Raw genomic sequence first — 16,509 nt, 5'->3', positions numbered from 1 at the left:
AACGTCCGGCGTGATTGCCGGCACTAGGACTTGACGATGGCAACCACGCTCAACCCCTCCGAAATCAGCGAACTGATCAAGAACCGCATCGAGAAGGTCAAGCTGGCCGCGGAATCGCGCAACGAAGGCACCGTGACCAGCGTGTCCGACGGCATCGTGCGCATCTTCGGTCTGGCCGACGTGATGCAGGGCGAAATGATCGAACTGCCGAACAACACCTTCGCCCTGGCCCTGAACCTGGAGCGCGACTCGGTCGGCGCCGTGGTCCTGGGTGGCTATGAGCACCTGCGCGAAGGCGACGTCGCCAAGACCACCGGCCGCATCCTGGAAGTGCCGGTCGGTCCGGAAATGCTGGGCCGCGTCGTGAACGCGCTCGGTGAGCCGATCGATGGCAAGGGCCCGATCGCGGCCAAGGCCACCGCGCCGGTGGAGCGCGTTGCGCCGGGCGTGATCTGGCGCAAGTCGGTCGACCAGCCGGTGCAGACCGGTTACAAGTCCGTCGACTCGATGATCCCGATCGGTCGCGGCCAGCGCGAGCTGGTCATCGGTGACCGCCAGACCGGCAAGACCGCCCTGGCCATCGATGCGGTGATCAACCAGAAAGAAACCGGCATCAAGTGCGTGTACGTCGCGATCGGCCAGAAGGCCTCGACCGTGGCCAACATCGTGCGCAAGCTGGAAGAGAACGGCGCCCTGGCGCACACCGTGGTGGTCGCTGCGACCGCGTCCGAATCGGCCGCGATGCAGTACATCAGCGCCTACTCGGGCTGCACCATGGGCGAGTATTTCATGGACCGCGGCGAAGACGCGCTGATCGTGTACGACGATCTGTCCAAGCAGGCTGTCGCCTACCGCCAGATCTCGCTGCTGCTGAAGCGCCCGCCGGGCCGTGAAGCCTACCCGGGTGACGTGTTCTACCTGCACTCCCGCCTGCTCGAGCGCGCTGCCCGCGTGTCCGAAGAGTATGTGGAGAAGTTCACCGACGGTGCCGTCAAGGGCAAGACCGGCTCGCTCACCGCGCTGCCGATCATCGAAACCCAGGCCGGTGACGTCTCGGCCTTCGTGCCGACCAACGTGATCTCGATCACCGACGGCCAGATCTTCCTGGAAACCGATCTGTTCAACTCGGGTATCCGCCCGGCCGTGAACGCCGGTATCTCGGTGTCGCGCGTCGGTGGTGCGGCCCAGACCAAGATCATCAAGAAGCTGTCCGGCGGCATCCGTATCTCGCTGGCCCAGTACCGTGAACTGGCAGCCTTCGCGCAGTTCGCCTCGGACCTGGACGAAGCCACCCGCAAGCAGCTCGAGCGCGGTCAGCGCGTCACCGAGCTGATGAAGCAGAAGCAGTACGCCCCGATGTCCATCGCCAACCAGGCGCTGTCGATCTACGCCGTCAACGAGGGTTACCTCGACGACGTGCCGGTCAACAAGCTGCTGGCGCTGGAAGAAGGTCTGCATGCGCACTTCGCCAACACCCAGGGCGAGCTGATCAGCAAGATCAACGCGACCGGCGGCTGGGACAATGACATCGAAGCTGCCTTCAAGAAGGGCATCACCGAGTTCAAGACCACCGGCAGCTGGTAATACCGGTCCTGTAGAGCGGAGCGTTGCTCCGCTGGGCTGAAAGCAGCGGAGCAACGCTCCGCTCTACGTCAAACGCGGGGCCTGTGCCCCGCGCCACGGGAAGAAGAGATGGCAAGCGGACGCGAAATCAAAACCAAGATCAAGAGCGTGCAGAACACCCGCAAGGTGACGCGTGCGCTCGAAATGGTCTCGGCCTCCAAGATCCGCAAGGCGCAGGAGCGGATGAAGACGTCGCGTCCGTATGCGCAGGCGATGAAGCAGGTGATCGGTCACCTGGCCCAGGCCAGCACCGACTACCAGCATCCGTTCCTGGTCCAGCGTGACGAGGTCAAGCGCGTCGGTTACATCGTGGTCTCTTCCGACCGCGGTCTGGCGGGCGGCCTGAACAACAACCTGTTCCGCAAGATGCTGGGCGAAGTGCGCCAGTGGCAGGACAAGGGCGCCGAGATCGACGTAGTCACCGTCGGCCAGAAGGCCTCGACCTTCTTCCGTCGCGTCAAGGTCAACATGGTCGGCACCGTCACCCACATGGGCGATGTGCCGCACCTGGAACAGCTGATCGGCGTGATCAAGGTGATGCTCGATGCGTTCACCGAAGGCAAGGTCGACCGCGTGTACCTGGTCTACAACCGCTTCATCAACACGATGACGCAGAAGGCCAGCTTCGATCAGCTGCTGCCGTTGCCGGCGGCTGAGAAGCAGGTCGCGCATCACGACTGGGACTACCTGTACGAACCCGACGCCGCGACCGTGCTCGAGCACGTGATGACGCGTTACGTCGAGTCGCTGGTGTACCAGGCCGTGCTGGAAAACGTCGCGTCCGAGCATGCAGCCCGCATGGTCGCGATGAAGTCGGCCAGTGACAACGCGAACAAGCTGATCGGCACCCTGCAGCTCGTCTACAACAAGGCGCGCCAGGCAGCGATCACCCAGGAAATCTCCGAAATCGTCGGCGGCGCGGCAGCAGTCTGACGCGCACAGTCAAAGCACACATTAGAGGATTGCAGCAATGAGTCAGGGCAAGATCGTTCAGATCATCGGCGCCGTCGTCGACGTCGAATTCCCCCGCGAGTCGGTGCCGAAGGTGTACCACGCGCTGAAGGTGGACAACACCGAAATCACGCTGGAAGTGCAGCAGCAGCTCGGCGACGGCGTGGTCCGTTGCATCGCGCTGGGCTCCACCGATGGCCTGAAGCGCAACCTGGTTGCCACCAACACTGAACGCGCCATCTCGGTGCCGGTCGGCGCAGGCACCCTGGGCCGCATCATGGACGTGCTCGGTCGCCCGATCGACGAAGCCGGTCCGGTGGCTGCCAGTGATACCTGGGAAATCCATCGTTCGGCCCCGTCGTACGAAGACCAGTCCCCGGCCACCGAGCTGCTGGAAACCGGCATCAAGGTCATCGACCTGATGTGCCCGTTCGCCAAGGGCGGCAAGGTCGGCCTGTTCGGCGGCGCCGGCGTCGGCAAGACCGTCAACATGATGGAACTGATCAACAACATCGCCAAGGCGCACAGCGGTCTGTCCGTGTTCGCCGGCGTGGGTGAGCGTACCCGTGAGGGCAACGACTTCTACCACGAGATGAAGGACTCCAACGTCCTGGACAAGGTCGCGATGGTGTACGGCCAGATGAACGAGCCGCCGGGCAACCGTCTGCGCGTCGCCCTGACCGGCCTGACCATGGCCGAGTACTTCCGCGACGAGAAGGACGAGAACGGCAAGGGCAAGGACGTGCTGCTGTTCGTCGACAACATCTACCGCTACACCCTGGCCGGTACCGAAGTGTCGGCACTGCTGGGTCGTATGCCGTCGGCGGTGGGTTACCAGCCGACCCTGGCCGAGGAAATGGGCGTCCTGCAGGAGCGCATCACCTCGACCAAGAATGGCTCGATCACCTCGATCCAGGCCGTGTACGTGCCCGCCGATGACTTGACCGATCCGTCGCCGGCCACCACGTTCGCCCATCTGGATTCGACCGTGACCCTGTCGCGTTCGATCGCCTCGCTGGGTATCTACCCGGCCGTGGATCCGCTGGATTCCACCAGCCGCCAGATGGACCCGCTGGTCATCGGCAACGAGCATTACGACACCGCCCAGCGCGTCCAGCAGACCTTGCAGAAGTACAAGGAACTGAAGGACATCATCGCGATCCTGGGCATGGACGAACTGTCCGAAGAAGACAAGCAGGCCGTGACCCGCGCCCGCAAGATCGAGCGCTTCTTCAGCCAGCCGTTCCACGTGGCCGAAGTGTTCACCGGCTCGCCGGGCAAGTACGTGTCGCTGAAGGACACCATCCGTGGCTTCAAGGCCATCGTCGATGGCGAATACGACCACCTGCCGGAACAGGCGTTCTACATGGTCGGCAGCATCGAAGAAGCGGTCGAGAAGGCCAAGAAGATGGCTGAAAAGGCCTGATGCGGCGGGGACGGGCGCCATGCCCGTCCCGACCCGTCACACGGGGTGGGCGCATGCCCACCGCTGAGGACATCCTGCGGTGGGCGCCAGCCCGCCCTAAAGCGAGAAGAGTTTCATGAGCACCATCCGTTGCGATATCGTCAGCGCCGAGCAGGAAATCTTCCGTGGTGAGGCGACCCTGGTCGTGGCCACCGGTGAGCTGGGTGAGCTGGGCATCGCGCCCAAGCACGCCCCGCTGATCACCCGCCTGAAGCCGGGCAAGGTGGTGGTGACCACGCCGAGCGGCGAGCAGATCGACTTCGCCATCTCCGGCGGCATTCTCGAAGTGCAGCCGCAGGTCGTGACCGTGCTGGCCGACACCGCGATCCGTGCCCAGGACATCGACGAAGCCTCGGTCCGCAAGGCCAAGGAAGAAGCCGAGCGCATCCTGGCCAACCGTGGTGAAGCAATGGAAGTGGCCGAAGCGCAGCAGCGCCTGGCGGAAGTGTCCGCCCAGCTGCAGGCGCTGGAGCGCCTGCGCAAGAACCTCAAGCACTGAGCGGAGTGGCGCGACGGCGCCATCCGCGAAGGGAAAACGCCGGCTTGCCGGCGTTTTTTTTTGCCTGCCTCCGGCGATGCCGGCTCAGCGGAAGATCAGCGTCCGCATCAGCAGGAACGACACCGCTGCCAGGCCACCTTCGACCAGGGGTTTGGCCAGCCACGCGTAGCGAAGCCCGAGATGCTCGGCCGCCAGCGTCACCAGCAGCGTACTGATCGCGGTCAGCACGCCCCACAGCAGCAGGAAGCGCACGAACCGTGGCCAGCCCAGCCGGTGTTCGCCATCGCGGGCAAAGGTGTAACGGCCATTGAGCCAGAAGCCGAGCAGCATGCCGCTCACGCGCCCCAGCAGATTGCCGGGTGCCGCAGGCATGCCCAGCGCGGTGGCAGCCACGAACACCGCCCAGTCCAGCGCGAGCTGGATCAGGCCGATGACGAGATAGCTGCTGCCTTGGCGGAGGAGACTCACGTGCGATCCGGGTGCGGGCAATCCCACATGTTAACGAGCGGCGCACTAGAATTCCCTTCTACGATTCCCGGAACGTGATCTGCCCATGACCCAGCCCCTGCACGTGATCATCCTGGCCGCCGGCGCCGGCAAGCGCATGAAGTCGGCCCTGCCGAAAGTGCTGCAGCCCATTGCCGGCCGCCCGATGCTCGCCCACGTCATCGACACCGCGCGCCAGCTGCAGCCCGAGGCGATCCACGTGGTTTATGGCCATGGCGGTGAGGCGGTGCGGCAGGCCTTCGCGGACCAGCCGGACCTGCACTGGGCAGAGCAGAGCCGGCAGCTGGGCACCGGGCATGCCGTGCTGCAGGCCATGCCGGAAGTACCGGATGCGGCAACCGTTCTGGTGTTGTACGGCGACGTGCCGTTGATCCGCGGCGAGACGCTGCGCCACCTGCTGTCGCAGCCGGGCCGCCTGGCCGTGCTGGTGGCCGAGGTCGCCGACCCGACCGGCTACGGCCGGATCGTGCGCAACGCCGAGGGCAAGGTCGGTGCGATCGTCGAACAGAAGGATGCCAGCGACGAACAGCGCAGCATCCGCACCATCAATACCGGCATCATCACCGCCGAATCGACCGCGCTGCGCCGTTGGTTGTCCCAGCTTTCCAATGCCAACGCGCAGGGCGAGTACTACCTGACCGACATCTTTGCCGCGGCAGCGAGTGACTACACCCCGGCCGAGATGGCCTTCGTGCAGGACCCGCAGGACGCCGAAGGCGCCAACGACCCGTGGCAGCTGGCCCAGCTCGAACGCGCCTGGCAGCTGCGCGAAGTGCGTGCACTGTGCGCGCAGGGCGCGCGCGTGCTGGATCCGGCGCGGCTGGACATCCGCGGCCCGGTCACCGTCGGCAGTGACGTGCAGATCGACGTCAACGTGATCCTGGAAGGGCGCGTGGTGCTGGGCGACGGCGTCAGCATCGGCGCGTTCACCCGGCTCAAGGATGTCACCCTGGCCGCGGGCACCGTGGTCAAGCCGCACTGCGACCTGGATGGCGTGATCAGTGAAGGCGCGGCGGAGATCGGTCCGTTCGCGCGCCTGCGCCCGGGTACCGTGCTGGCCGAGGGCTCGCACGTCGGCAATTTCGTGGAAACCAAGAAGGTCGTGCTCGGCGCCGGCAGCAAGGCCAACCACCTCACCTATCTGGGCGATGCGGTGATCGGCAGCAAGGTCAACATCGGCGCGGGCACCATCACCTGCAACTACGACGGCGTGAACAAGTCGCAGACCACCATCGGCGACCGGGCCTTCATCGGCTCCAACAGCTCGCTGGTCGCGCCGGTGGTGATCGGTGAAGGCGCGACTGTCGCCGCCGGCTCGGTGATCACCCGCGGCGCCCCGGCCGACAAGCTGACCGTCGCGCGCGCACGCCAGGAAACCATCGACGGCTGGAAGCGCCCCACGAAGAAGTAATGCCGGCCGCTGGCCGGTAACCAGCCGATCCCGGGCCGCGACGGTGCCGGCCAGCGGCCGGCACTACCGGGCGTCGGCCGGCAGGAACACCGCCACGCACAGGCCGCCCTCGCGGCGGTTCTGCAGCGAAATGCGGCCGCCATGTGCCTCGACGATCTCGCGGGTAAGCGCCAGGCCCAGCCCGGTGCCGTTGCGCTTGGTCGAGTAGAACGGCATCAACGCATTCTGCAGCACCGCCTCGTTCATGCCCTTGCCGCGATCCAGGACTTCCAGCCGCAACCACTGCGGCAGCCGGGTCAGGCGGACCTCGACATCGTCGTTGGGCGGTTCGGCTTCGCTGCACGCTTCATGCGCATTCTTGAGCAGGTTCAGCAGCGCCTGCCCCAGCTGGGCGATGTCCACGCGGCTGTGCAGGTCGTCGGGTACCTCGGCCATGCGGAACGGGATCTGGTGCTGCAGCCCGCCCAGGAACAGGTTCCACTGCACGGTCTGCAGCTGCGGCTGCGGCAGTTTGGCGAAGCGTGCATAGCCGCGGATGAACCCTTCCAGGTGCCGCGCGCGCTCTTCGATCGTGCCGAACACTTCTTCCAGCCGCTCGGTCTTGCCGCGCCGGACCAGCTCGCCACCGGAGTGGGCGAGCGAGGCGATCGGGGCCAGCGAATTGTTCAACTCGTGGCTGATCACGCGGATCACCTTCTTCCAGGTCTGTACCTCCTGGCGGCGCAGTTCGGCAGTGAGCAGGCGGATCAGCAGCAGGTCGTGCGGGCGGCCGTTGAGGTGGAAGTTGCGGCGTGACAGATGGTAGATCTGCTCATCGTCTTCGTCGCGCTCATCGTCGCTGTCCTGGCCCTCGCCGCGGACCGCGAACAGGCTGTCGCCGCCACGGGCGATAGCGTCGCGCAGCTCGATCGGCATCGCCGCCATGACATCGTGCATGCGCTGGCCTTCCAGCTTCCAGCCGCTGTGCAGCAGCTTGCGCGCGGCCAGGTTGGAGAACACCACGCGCTGCACGCCGTCGCCCCCGTGGGTGAGCAGGAGCATCGACACCGGCGTGTTCTGCACCATGGTGTCCAGCAGCAGTTCGCGCTGGACCAGGTCCTGGCGCTGTGCGCGCAACACATCGCCGAGTTCGCGGTGGGCCTGGACCAGGTCGCCGAGTTCGTCGTTGGAAGGCCAGTAGATGCCGAAGTTGTATTCGCCATCGCGATAGCTGCTGGTGGTGCCGGACAGCGCGCGCAGCAGCGAGCGGATCGGTGCGGTCGCGCGGCGCAAGCTCCACCACATCAGACCCATCAGCACCACGGTCGAAATCGTGGTGACCGCCCAGCCATGGTCCAGCCAGTACGCCAGATACCACGGGAAGGCGGCCGCCAATGCCAGCACCGGCAGCAGGCGCAGGAACAGCCGGAAGGTGAACGAGCGCCGCTTCATTCGCGTGGAATGCCGTAGCGGTCCATGCGCCGGTACAGCGCCTGGCGGCTGAGCCCGAGTTCGGCAGCGGTCTGGGCGATGATGCCGTGGTTGTGGGCCAGCGCGGTTTCGATCCGGCTGCGGTCCGGGTCCACCGTCGGGCTGGCCGCGCGCGGGGCGGCCGCACGCGGCAGGTTGAGGTCACCGGCCTCGATGCGGGGGCCGCTGGCCAGCAGTTCGGCGCGCTGCAGCACGTTGCGCAATTCACGCACGTTGCCCGGCCAGGGATGCCGCTGCAGGGCGGTGGCGGCGGAGGTGGACAGCGGCTTGCCGCTGCCCAGGAAACGTTCGGCCAGTGGCAGGATGTCACCGGGGCGTTCGGCCAGTGGCGGCAGGGCCAGCTCGACGGTATTGAGGCGGTAGAACAGATCTTCGCGGAACTGGCCGTCGCGGATCATCGCCGGCAGGTCGGCATTGGTCGCACTGATCACGCGGACTTTGACCTGGCGCTCGCGGTTGGAGCCCAGCCGCTCGAAACGTCCGGTCTCGAGCACGCGCAGCAGTTTCATCTGCCCGCTGGAGGAAAGGTTGCCGATCTCGTCCAGGAACAGGGTGCCGCCGTCGGCGGCTTCAAATTTGCCTTCGCGTGCCTTGTTGGCGCCGGTGTAGGCGCCGGCCTCGGCACCGAACAGCTCGGCCTCGATCAGCTCGGCCGGAATCGCGCCGCAGTTGAGCGCGACGAACGGGCCCCCGGCGACCAGCGAATTGGCCTGGATGATCTCGGCGATCTTCTCCTTGCCCGCGCCGTTGGGGCCGGTGATCAGCACCGGCAGTGCCGAGCGCGCCACCTGGCAGGCCAGGCTGACCACGCGCTCGCTGGCCGGGTCGGCCACCACTGCACCGCGCAGATCGTACCGGGCCTCCAGCGCCGAGCGATCGCGCTGTTCGCGGTCGCGGCGGCGGTCGAGTTCGCGGCGGGTTTCGGACAGTTCCAGCAGGTTGTTGACCGTGACCAGCAGCTTGCGGTCGTCCCAGGGCTTGGCCAGGTAGTCCGCCGCGCCGGCCTTGACCAGATCCACCGCGCTGCTCAGGTGGGTCCAGGCGGTCAGCAGGATTACCGGCAGGTCCGGATGGCGTGCGCGGATCTGCTGGAACAGCGCCTCGCCTTCCTCACCCGACGTGGTGTCTTCGGTGAAGTTCATGTCCTGGATCACCAGGTCCACCGGCTGCTGCTCCAGCAGGGCCAGCCCCTGCTCGGGAGAAAGCGCGTGCAGGGTGTCGATGTCGTGCAGCGAGAACAGCACGTTAAGTGCGGTGCCGACGCTGGCGTTGTCGTCAATGATCAGGATCGAGGGCATGCGGCAACGAAGGACCGGAAGTGGGTTCAAGAGTACCGGAGCGCCGGGCCAACGGGCAGATGGCTCGGCGCGGCTGGCCTCAGCCGCCGGTGCCGGGCGCCTGCGGAATCGGCGGGGTCGGTACCGCCAGCACCTCGCTCCAGGCGGCGGTATCGACATCGACGGTCACCTGGTTGCCCTTGCGCAGCACGGTCACCGGAACCCGGGTGGCCTTGTTGCCGACCAGCGCATGGGTGAGGTCGGCCATGCGCCGTACGGGCTGGCCATCCACGCGCAGGATCCGATCGCCGCTGCGCACGCCGAAGTAGCTGCTCGGCTCGGTGGTCGTGACGCGCACGATGCCATCCTGGGCATCCACCACCAGATGGTGGCCGGCGTCACGCCACTCCAGGCGTGCGGTATCGGTCTGGGTGGCGGCCAGCGCAGGTGCGCTGGCCAGCAGGAGGGACAACAGCAGGGTCGTGATGCTGGTCTTGGTCATGTGTTTGCTATGGGGATGGGTCTGGTGCATTTCAGGCACTCCGGGTGGCAACGGCAGGGGGAACGGCCGCGGCGCGACGGGCCGGGCCGAAGACAGCGATCTGGCCGAGCAGCCACAGCAGCACCGCACCGATCGGCAGGTAACTGATGGGCATGCGCGGCAGCTCGTAGTTGTTCATCAGCCACAGGTTGATCGTGTAGGCCATCAACATGCCCAGCACGATGCCGACCGTGGCCAGCAGGAAGTTCTCGGTCTGGAAGTACCGCAGGATCTGGCTGCGGGTCGCGCCCAGCGCACGGCGGATGCCGATCTGCTTGGTGCGCTGCTGCACCCAGAAGCTGGCCAGGCCGACGATGCCCAGTGCGGTCACCACCAGCAGGGCCACGCACACGGTGATCAGCAGGCCGACCATGGCGCGGTCATTGGCGAAGTACTTCCTGCGCTGCTCCTCGTAGGTGTACTTGCCGTGCACCAACCGGCTTGAATCCACCCGCTCCAATGCCGCCACCGCGGACTTGAGCACTTCGTCGCGCCGGGTCGGATCGGTGACCCGGATCAGGTAGAAGCCCTCGTCATAGGTTGTGCGCAGTGGCAGGACCATCGAGAACTGTGAATCGCCTTCGCGAGCGGTCGGGCGGGCGAGTACCTTGACGATGCCGATGATGCGCAGCGGCATGGAGCCGCTATAGATCGTCTTGCCCAGTGCATCGCCGCCGGGGAACATCTTGTCCGCAATCGCCTGGGTCACGATGACGGCCGAGCCTTCGTCCGCGGCTGCTTCGTCATTCTTGACGACTTCCAGGTCCCGGTACTCATCGGGCTGGAAATCACGACCGGCGATCAGCTCCACGCCCAACGTATCCAGTGCGCCTTCGCGGCCGAAATACTGCGAGGCGCTGAGCGTCGGGCGCTCCTGGTCGGGAACCAGGCCCACGCTCGTATTCCAGGAACTGTTGCGGAACGGGATCTGGTTCAGGGTGACCGCACTCTTGACGCCCGGCAACGCCTGCAGCGCGGCAAGGTCCTCGCGGGTGCGCGCCACGGCGTTGACCTGTGGACCGATGCCGCCCAGGCGGACTTCGATCAGTTCGGTCTCGGCGATGCCGCTGGGCTGGTTGATCTTCTCGATGCGCTGCCCGATCAGGAACAGCGCATTGCAGACGATGGCGCAGGTCAGGGCGATCTCGAGCACGATCAGCGATGCGGCGGTTTTATGCCGGCGGAGCGTGGAGAGGATGGGACGGATATCCATGGTGTGCTCCGGATCCTTACTGCGATTTGAGTTGGATGGCGGGCGCGACCTGCATGGCGCGCAGCGCCGGCAGGAAACCGGCCAGCAGGCTGGCGACCAGGGTCAACGCGAAGGTCATCAGCAGCATCTGCCCATCCAGGGTGGCGAGCTTGGCGTAGTCCACCGGTTGCTGGCGCACCGCGTACAGCCCGAGCAGTGCCAGCAGCAGGCCCAGCAGACCGCCGGCCAGACCGACGGTGCCGGCCTCGATCAGCGACTGCAGGAAGATCTGGCCGCGGCTGGCACCCAGCGCCCGGCGCACGCCGATCTCACCGCTGCGACGCAGGAACTTGGCCAGCAGCAGACCGACCGTATTGATCAGGCAGACCAGCAGGAAGCCCATTGCCAACCACAACTGCAGACGCACGTCGCCGGGGACGACCTTCTTGAAATCCAGCCATTCCATGACGTTGCGCAGCCGTACGTTGTTGGGGCGTTCGAAACGACCGGCGGCGCGCTGCTGCTCGGAGTAGTTCTCCAGATAGCGACGGTACTCCGCGGCCTGGCCCGGGTTTTCCAGCTCCACCCAGTACTGGATCCAGGTGCAGCTGGCGTTGGGACCGGTCGGGTCGGTCTCGTTGCGGCGCCCGAAGCAGTCGATGCTGCCGTTGCGGTCGAACTTCAGCTCGATCGCCGTGGAGAAGGGCAGGTAGACGTCTTCACTGTCGCCGTAGCGGCCGGTATACAGGTCGTAGAAGTGCGGGTTGGGATGCCAGTCACCCAGCACGCCCACGACGGTCATCGTGTTGCCGTTGAGGCGGACCGACTTGCCGACGCTGTTGGCGCCCTGGAACAGCTTCTGGTTGAGCGTGCTGGAAATCACCGCGACCCGACCGCGCCCGTCGTCGTCGGTTTCCTTCCAGCCCTGGCCATAGAGGAACGGCGTATCGAACATCGGGAAGAAATCGCTCGAGGTATACCGCGCATCGGTGTTGAACGGGCGCAGCGTGCTGCCCTCGGGCTCGAGGGTCACACCGCCACCGGTCATCATCGCCTGCCGCTTGGCATGCTTCTCGCGCAGCAGTTTCTCAGCATCGAAGCGGGTCAACTGGTCGGCCGGTTCTTCGCCAGGCTGATAGCCCAGCGCTGACTGTGGATCAACCAGCACGCTGAACAGCCGGTCGCTCTTCTGCGGGATCGGATCACCGGACAGCACATGGAATACGGTCAGCGTGGTCATCGAGGCGCCGATGCCCAGCGCGATGGCGATCACCATCAGCGCGGTCAGCACCTTGTTGCGCCGGAAGCTGCGCAGGGCCAGTCGGAAGTAGTAAGCGATCATGGCCGGCCTCAGTCGTTGGCGATGGCAGCGGCAACCGCGGGGCGCGGCGTGGCGAGCACCGGGTCGCGCAGCAGGTCGGTGACCTGGCCATCGACGATGTGCACGTTGCGCTTGGCGCGGGCAGCCAGTTCCGGATCGTGGGTCACCATCACGATCGTGGTGCCCTTGGCATTGATTTCTTCCAGCAGCTCCATCACGCCGCGGGCCATCTGGCTGTCCAGGTTGCCGGTCGGTTCATCGGCCAGCAGCAGGCGCGGGCTGCCGGCCAGCGCACGCGCGATCGCGGCGCGCTGCTGCTGGCCGCCCGAGAGTTCGGCCGGGTAGTGCTTCATGCGCGAGCCCAGGCCGACCTGGGCCAGCGCGTGCTCGATGCGCTCCTTGCGCTCGGCCGCGGGCATGCCGCGGTAGCGCAGCGGCACATCGACGTTGTCGAACAGGTTGAGATCGGAGATCAGGTTGAAGCCCTGGAAGATGAAGCCGATCTTCTGGTTGCGCAGGCGGCTGCGCGCGTCATCGCCGAGCTGGCTGACATCCTGGCCGTCGAGCAGGTAGGTGCCGCTGGTGAAGGTTTCAAGCAGGCCGGCGATGTTGAGGAAGGTGGTCTTGCCTGAACCGGACGGACCGGTCACGGCAACGAACTCGCCCTCGCGGACGTGCAGGTCCAGCGACCGCAGAGCATGGGTTTCCACCTGTTCGGTGCGGAAGACTTTGGCGACCGAGCGCATTTCAAGCATGGCTGTTTCCTTTGAGGGTCGAGAGGATCGAAAGGGACTGGATCAGTTGATGGAGACGCGCTCGGCATCGCCGAACAGATCGCTGCCGGACACCACGACGCGGTCGCCGGGCTGCAGGCCAGAGAGGATTTCCACTTCACCCAGGCTGCTCACGCCGAGCTTGACCGGGCGACGGACGGCATGGCTGCCATCCATGACATAGGCGTAGCCGTTGCCCTGTTCGACGAACGGGCCACGTTCGATCTTGAGTGCGTTGCGGCGGGTATCGAGCAGCACGCGCGCCTGCATCCGCTGGCTCTGGCGCAGGCCCTGCGGCTGCTTGTCGGCGAAGCGGATGCGGGCATTGACCTCGCCGGCGACCACTTCCGGGGAGACGGCGGAAATCTCGCCGGCGAACTGGCCGCTGCCACCGGTCAGCTGCGCAGGCATGCCGATCGTCAGCTCGCGGGCGAAGCTCTCCGGCACCTTGATCTCGATCTCGAAGCGCGACAGATCGACCACGCCCAGGATCGGCGCATTGGCGACCACGTTGGTGTGCTGGGTCGCCTGCACCTGGCCGACCTGGCCATCGAAGGGCGCACGCAGCGTGAGCGCGTCCACCTGGCGCTCCACTTCGGTCACCACCGCGCGCTGGCGATCGGCCAGCAGGCGCTTGTTGCGCGCATCCAGATCGGCGCCCTGGGCCTTGAGCATGGCGTCCTTGCGGGCGTGCTCGAGCTGGATGTCGCTCTTCTTGACGGTGTCCTCGGCCTTGGCCACGTCCACCTGCGGCACCGCGCCGCCATCGAAGCCGCGCTTGTAGCGCTCCAGGTCACGCACCGCGGCCTGGCGTTCGATCACGGCCTGGTCGGTGTCCTTCTGCGCGGTGGCGCGCGCCAGGGTCGCATCCAGAGTCGCGCGGCTTGCCTCGGCCTGCAGGCCGGCCAGCGTGGCCTGTTCCTGGGCCAGCTTGCTGCGCAGCTCGGGGCTGTCGATCACGGCCAGTTCCTGGCCCTGCTTGACCACATCACCGGCCACGACCTTCAGGTTCACGTTGCCGGCGGAAATCGCATACAGCACCGGGTTGTTGGCGGCGATCACGCGGCCGTCGGCGGCGATGTCGCGCACCATGTCGCCTCGGGTGACCTCGGCGATGCGGACACGGGCGCTGTCGTAGGAGCGGCTGGCCCCCAGCCAGGCGCGGGCGGCGAAGCCGATCGCCACCAGCACGACCAGCGCGGCGACCGCCGGCCACAGCCAGCGCTTCCACGGGGCGGGCGCGGCGTGCGAAGAAAGGGTCTGGTCCTGGGCGGAAGTGTCGCGGATCATCGGGCTCGTTCGCGGTTGGGTTGTGGAGTACCAAGCAGACTCCGTGCCAACTTTTAGCCCTTTGGAAACAACAGCTTGCAAAAATCGGCCGGTGTCCATGTGTCCGCGGACACCTGACCGGACACTTTCGTTAAGCCGACAGCGCCCAAGCCGCCGGGGCCGCCACGCTAGAATGCGAGGCTTACCAGCAGGGATCTGAATCTATGTGCGGCATTGTGGGAGCGATCGCCCATCGCGACGTGGTACCGGTACTCATCGAAGGATTGAAGCGACTGGAATACCGGGGCTACGATTCCTCCGGCATCGCCGTGATCGATACCACCGCCGCCGAACCCGATGTCCGACGCGTGCGCCGTACCGGCCGGGTGGCGGAGATGGAGAAGGCTGCCGCGAGCGAAGGCTTCCAGTCGCTGCTCGGCATCGGCCACACCCGCTGGGCGACCCACGGGGGCGTGACCGAGGCCAATGCACACCCGCACATCAGTCACGGTGTGGCGCTGGTGCACAACGGCATCATCGAGAACCATGAAGAGCAGCGCGAGAAGCTGCGCGCGCTGGGCTACACCTTCGAGTCGCAGACCGACACCGAAGTGATCGCGCACCTGATGCACCATCACCTCAAGGAAGGCGACAGCCTGCTGTCGGCGCTGCAGCGTACGGTCAAGGAACTGACCGGTGCCTATGCGCTGGCGGTGATGAGCCGTGCCGAGCCGGACCATTTCGTCTGTGCCCGCATGGGGTGTCCGCTGCTGGTGGGCGTGGGCGAAGGCGAGAACTTCGTGGCCTCCGATGTTTCGGCGATCATCCAGGCCACCCGCACGGTGATCTTCCTGGAAGAAGGCGACACGGCCGACATCCGCCGCGACAGCGTGCAGGTCTACGACGAGCACAACCAGCCGATCGTGCGCGATGTGCATCTGTCCGATGTGTCGCTGGCCTCGCTGGAACTGGGCCCGTACCGCCACTTCATGCAGAAGGAAATCCACGAGCAGCCGCGTGCGCTGGGTGACACCATCGAAGCGGCGATCGATGCCGGTGGCTTCCCGGCCACGCTCTTCGGCAAGAACGCCGAGGCCGTGCTGTCGGGCATCGAAGGCGTGCAGATCCTCGCCTGCGGTACCAGCTATTACGCCGGCCTGACCGCGCGTTACTGGATTGAATCCATTGCCGGCCTGCCGTGCAGCGTGGAGATCGCCAGCGAGTACCGTTACCGCGCTGCCTACGCAAACCCGAAGCACCTGATCGTCACCATCTCCCAGTCCGGCGAAACGCTGGATACGATGGAAGCACTCAAGTACGCCAAGTCGCTCGGCCACCTGCACACGCTCTCGATCTGCAACGTGCCCGAGAGCGCGATTCCGCGCGCCAGCGAACTGGTCTGTTACACCCGCGCCGGTGCCGAGATCGGCGTTGCCTCGACCAAGGCGTTCACCACCCAGCTGGCTGCCTTGTTCCAGCTCACCATGGTGCTGGGCAAGCTGCACGGCCGCATCGATGCCGCGCAGGAAGCGGACTACCTGGAACAGCTGCGTTTCCTGCCCGGCAGCGTGCAGCACGCGCTGAACCTGGAGCCGCAGATCGCGGCCTGGGCCGAGCGCTTCGCACGCAAGGCCAACGCCCTGTTCCTGGGCCGGGGCCTGCATTACCCGATCGCACTGGAAGGCGCGCTCAAGCTCAAGGAGATCTCGTACATCCACGCCGAGGCCTATCCGGCCGGCGAGCTGAAGCATGGCCCGCTGGCGCTGGTGGATGAGGACATGCCGGTGGTGGTGATCGCGCCGAACGACAGCCTGCTGGAGAAGGTCAAATCCAACATGCAGGAAGTGCGTGCACGCGGCGGTGAGCTGTTCGTGTTCGCCGACCAGGACAGCAACTTCGTCGCGTCCGAAGGCGTGCATGTGATCCGCACCCCGCGCCACGCCGGTGTGCTCAGCCCGATCGTGCATACCCTGCCGGTGCAGCTGCTGGCATACCACACCGCACTGGCTCGCGGGACAGACGTGGACAAGCCGCGCAACCTGGCCAAGAGCGTGACGGTGGAATAAACGCGCGCGTCGCGTTGTGGATGTGGAGAAGGGGGCCGCGCGGCCCCCTTTTTTGTGGGTGTCAGGTAACCGTGTTCGTCGGTTGCGCCGCGCGGTGGCCCTACCGGCGGCAGGGGGGCGTGGAACTTTAGTCGTGGGCCGCGG

General features: G+C 66.0%; 14 protein-coding genes. 6 read left to right on the top strand and 8 right to left on the bottom strand.

The window, feature by feature from the left end; genetic code table 11:
- The first annotated feature begins 36 nt into the window (after window positions 1-36).
- The 4 genes from atpA to OC373_RS16600 all read left to right on the top strand — a co-directional run bounded on the left by atpA (window position 37) and on the right by OC373_RS16600 (window position 4,538).
- On the top strand, window positions 37-1,584 hold the full coding sequence (gene atpA, locus OC373_RS16615; RefSeq protein WP_019183634.1) for a F0F1 ATP synthase subunit alpha: 1,548 nt from the start codon (window positions 37-39) through the stop codon (window positions 1,582-1,584).
- A 108-nt stretch (window positions 1,585-1,692) separates the two neighbouring features.
- Complete coding sequence (gene atpG, locus OC373_RS16610) at window positions 1,693-2,556, top strand: F0F1 ATP synthase subunit gamma (protein WP_019183635.1); 864 nt, start codon at window positions 1,693-1,695, stop codon at window positions 2,554-2,556.
- Between the two features lie 37 nt (window positions 2,557-2,593).
- The gene (gene atpD, locus OC373_RS16605) at window positions 2,594-4,000 is read left to right on the top strand and encodes a F0F1 ATP synthase subunit beta (protein ID WP_019183636.1); all 1,407 of its coding nucleotides are present in this window, start codon (window positions 2,594-2,596) and stop codon (window positions 3,998-4,000) included.
- A 115-nt stretch (window positions 4,001-4,115) separates the two neighbouring features.
- The gene (locus tag OC373_RS16600) at window positions 4,116-4,538 is read left to right on the top strand and encodes a F0F1 ATP synthase subunit epsilon (RefSeq protein ID WP_019183637.1); all 423 of its coding nucleotides are present in this window, start codon (window positions 4,116-4,118) and stop codon (window positions 4,536-4,538) included.
- An 84-nt stretch (window positions 4,539-4,622) separates the two neighbouring features.
- Here the strand turns inward: OC373_RS16600 and OC373_RS16595 are convergent, their stop codons facing one another.
- The gene (locus OC373_RS16595; protein WP_019183638.1) at window positions 4,623-5,006 is read right to left on the bottom strand and encodes a GtrA family protein; all 384 of its coding nucleotides are present in this window, start codon (window positions 5,004-5,006) and stop codon (window positions 4,623-4,625) included.
- Between the two features lie 85 nt (window positions 5,007-5,091).
- On the opposite strand from OC373_RS16595, the gene glmU reads away from it, so the two are divergent.
- On the top strand, window positions 5,092-6,456 hold the full coding sequence (gene glmU / locus OC373_RS16590) for a bifunctional UDP-N-acetylglucosamine diphosphorylase/glucosamine-1-phosphate N-acetyltransferase GlmU (RefSeq protein WP_070425991.1): 1,365 nt from the start codon (window positions 5,092-5,094) through the stop codon (window positions 6,454-6,456).
- 63 nt (window positions 6,457-6,519) lie between these two features.
- Here glmU and OC373_RS16585 read toward each other — a convergent pair whose 3' ends face one another.
- The 7 genes from OC373_RS16585 to OC373_RS16555 form a co-directional block, all read right to left on the bottom strand.
- The gene (locus OC373_RS16585; protein ID WP_070425990.1) at window positions 6,520-7,887 is read right to left on the bottom strand and encodes a HAMP domain-containing sensor histidine kinase; all 1,368 of its coding nucleotides are present in this window, start codon (window positions 7,885-7,887) and stop codon (window positions 6,520-6,522) included.
- Entirely contained in the window at window positions 7,884-9,224 is a 1,341-nt protein-coding gene (locus OC373_RS16580; protein ID WP_261998114.1) for a sigma-54 dependent transcriptional regulator, read from the bottom strand. The genes OC373_RS16585 and OC373_RS16580 overlap by 4 nt, the downstream gene beginning before the upstream one ends.
- 79 nt (window positions 9,225-9,303) lie before the next feature.
- The gene (locus OC373_RS16575) at window positions 9,304-9,705 is read right to left on the bottom strand and encodes a PDZ domain-containing protein (protein WP_261998113.1); all 402 of its coding nucleotides are present in this window, start codon (window positions 9,703-9,705) and stop codon (window positions 9,304-9,306) included.
- 31 nt (window positions 9,706-9,736) lie between these two features.
- Window positions 9,737-10,957: an FtsX-like permease family protein gene (locus OC373_RS16570; RefSeq protein WP_046273141.1), complete on the bottom strand. Its 1,221-nt coding sequence runs from the start codon at window positions 10,955-10,957 to the stop codon at window positions 9,737-9,739.
- A gap of 16 nt (window positions 10,958-10,973) precedes the next feature.
- A complete protein-coding gene (locus OC373_RS16565) occupies window positions 10,974-12,278 on the bottom strand; it encodes an ABC transporter permease (RefSeq protein ID WP_070425988.1) in 1,305 nt (434 codons plus the stop codon).
- Window positions 12,279-12,286: 8 nt separating this feature from the next.
- Window positions 12,287-13,012, bottom strand: coding sequence for an ABC transporter ATP-binding protein (locus OC373_RS16560; protein WP_019183645.1), 726 nt, complete (start codon window positions 13,010-13,012; stop codon window positions 12,287-12,289).
- Window positions 13,013-13,054: 42 nt separating this feature from the next.
- On the bottom strand, window positions 13,055-14,320 hold the full coding sequence (locus tag OC373_RS16555; RefSeq protein ID WP_019183646.1) for an efflux RND transporter periplasmic adaptor subunit: 1,266 nt from the start codon (window positions 14,318-14,320) through the stop codon (window positions 13,055-13,057).
- A gap of 203 nt (window positions 14,321-14,523) precedes the next feature.
- On the opposite strand from OC373_RS16555, the gene glmS reads away from it, so the two are divergent.
- On the top strand, window positions 14,524-16,365 hold the full coding sequence (gene glmS / locus OC373_RS16550; RefSeq protein WP_070425986.1) for a glutamine--fructose-6-phosphate transaminase (isomerizing): 1,842 nt from the start codon (window positions 14,524-14,526) through the stop codon (window positions 16,363-16,365).
- The last annotated feature ends 144 nt before the right edge of the window (window positions 16,366-16,509 follow it).

It is taken from the genome of Stenotrophomonas sp. Ste96 (assembly GCF_024519495.1).
GTDB classification, from domain to species: domain Bacteria; phylum Pseudomonadota; class Gammaproteobacteria; order Xanthomonadales; family Xanthomonadaceae; genus Stenotrophomonas; species Stenotrophomonas bentonitica_A.
The sequence above is the reverse complement of the archived record's forward strand: the minus strand, read 5'-3'. Positions and strand labels throughout refer to the sequence as shown.

Coding starts and splice junctions, on each gene's coding strand:
- atpA (WP_019183634.1), top strand. CDS start 37: ATGGCAACCACGCTCAACCCCTCCGAAATCAGCGAACTGATCAAGAAC.
- atpG (WP_019183635.1), top strand. CDS start 1,693: ATGGCAAGCGGACGCGAAATCAAAACCAAGATCAAGAGCGTGCAGAAC.
- atpD (WP_019183636.1), top strand. CDS start 2,594: ATGAGTCAGGGCAAGATCGTTCAGATCATCGGCGCCGTCGTCGACGTC.
- OC373_RS16600 (WP_019183637.1), top strand. CDS start 4,116: ATGAGCACCATCCGTTGCGATATCGTCAGCGCCGAGCAGGAAATCTTC.
- glmU (WP_070425991.1), top strand. CDS start 5,092: ATGACCCAGCCCCTGCACGTGATCATCCTGGCCGCCGGCGCCGGCAAG.
- OC373_RS16585 (WP_070425990.1), bottom strand. CDS start 7,887: ATGAAGCGGCGCTCGTTCACCTTCCGGCTGTTCCTGCGCCTGCTGCCG.
- OC373_RS16580 (WP_261998114.1), bottom strand. CDS start 9,224: ATGCCCTCGATCCTGATCATTGACGACAACGCCAGCGTCGGCACCGCA.
- OC373_RS16575 (WP_261998113.1), bottom strand. CDS start 9,705: ATGACCAAGACCAGCATCACGACCCTGCTGTTGTCCCTCCTGCTGGCC.
- OC373_RS16570 (WP_046273141.1), bottom strand. CDS start 10,957: ATGGATATCCGTCCCATCCTCTCCACGCTCCGCCGGCATAAAACCGCC.
- OC373_RS16565 (WP_070425988.1), bottom strand. CDS start 12,278: ATGATCGCTTACTACTTCCGACTGGCCCTGCGCAGCTTCCGGCGCAAC.
- OC373_RS16560 (WP_019183645.1), bottom strand. CDS start 13,012: ATGCTTGAAATGCGCTCGGTCGCCAAAGTCTTCCGCACCGAACAGGTG.
- OC373_RS16555 (WP_019183646.1), bottom strand. CDS start 14,320: ATGATCCGCGACACTTCCGCCCAGGACCAGACCCTTTCTTCGCACGCC.
- glmS (WP_070425986.1), top strand. CDS start 14,524: ATGTGCGGCATTGTGGGAGCGATCGCCCATCGCGACGTGGTACCGGTA.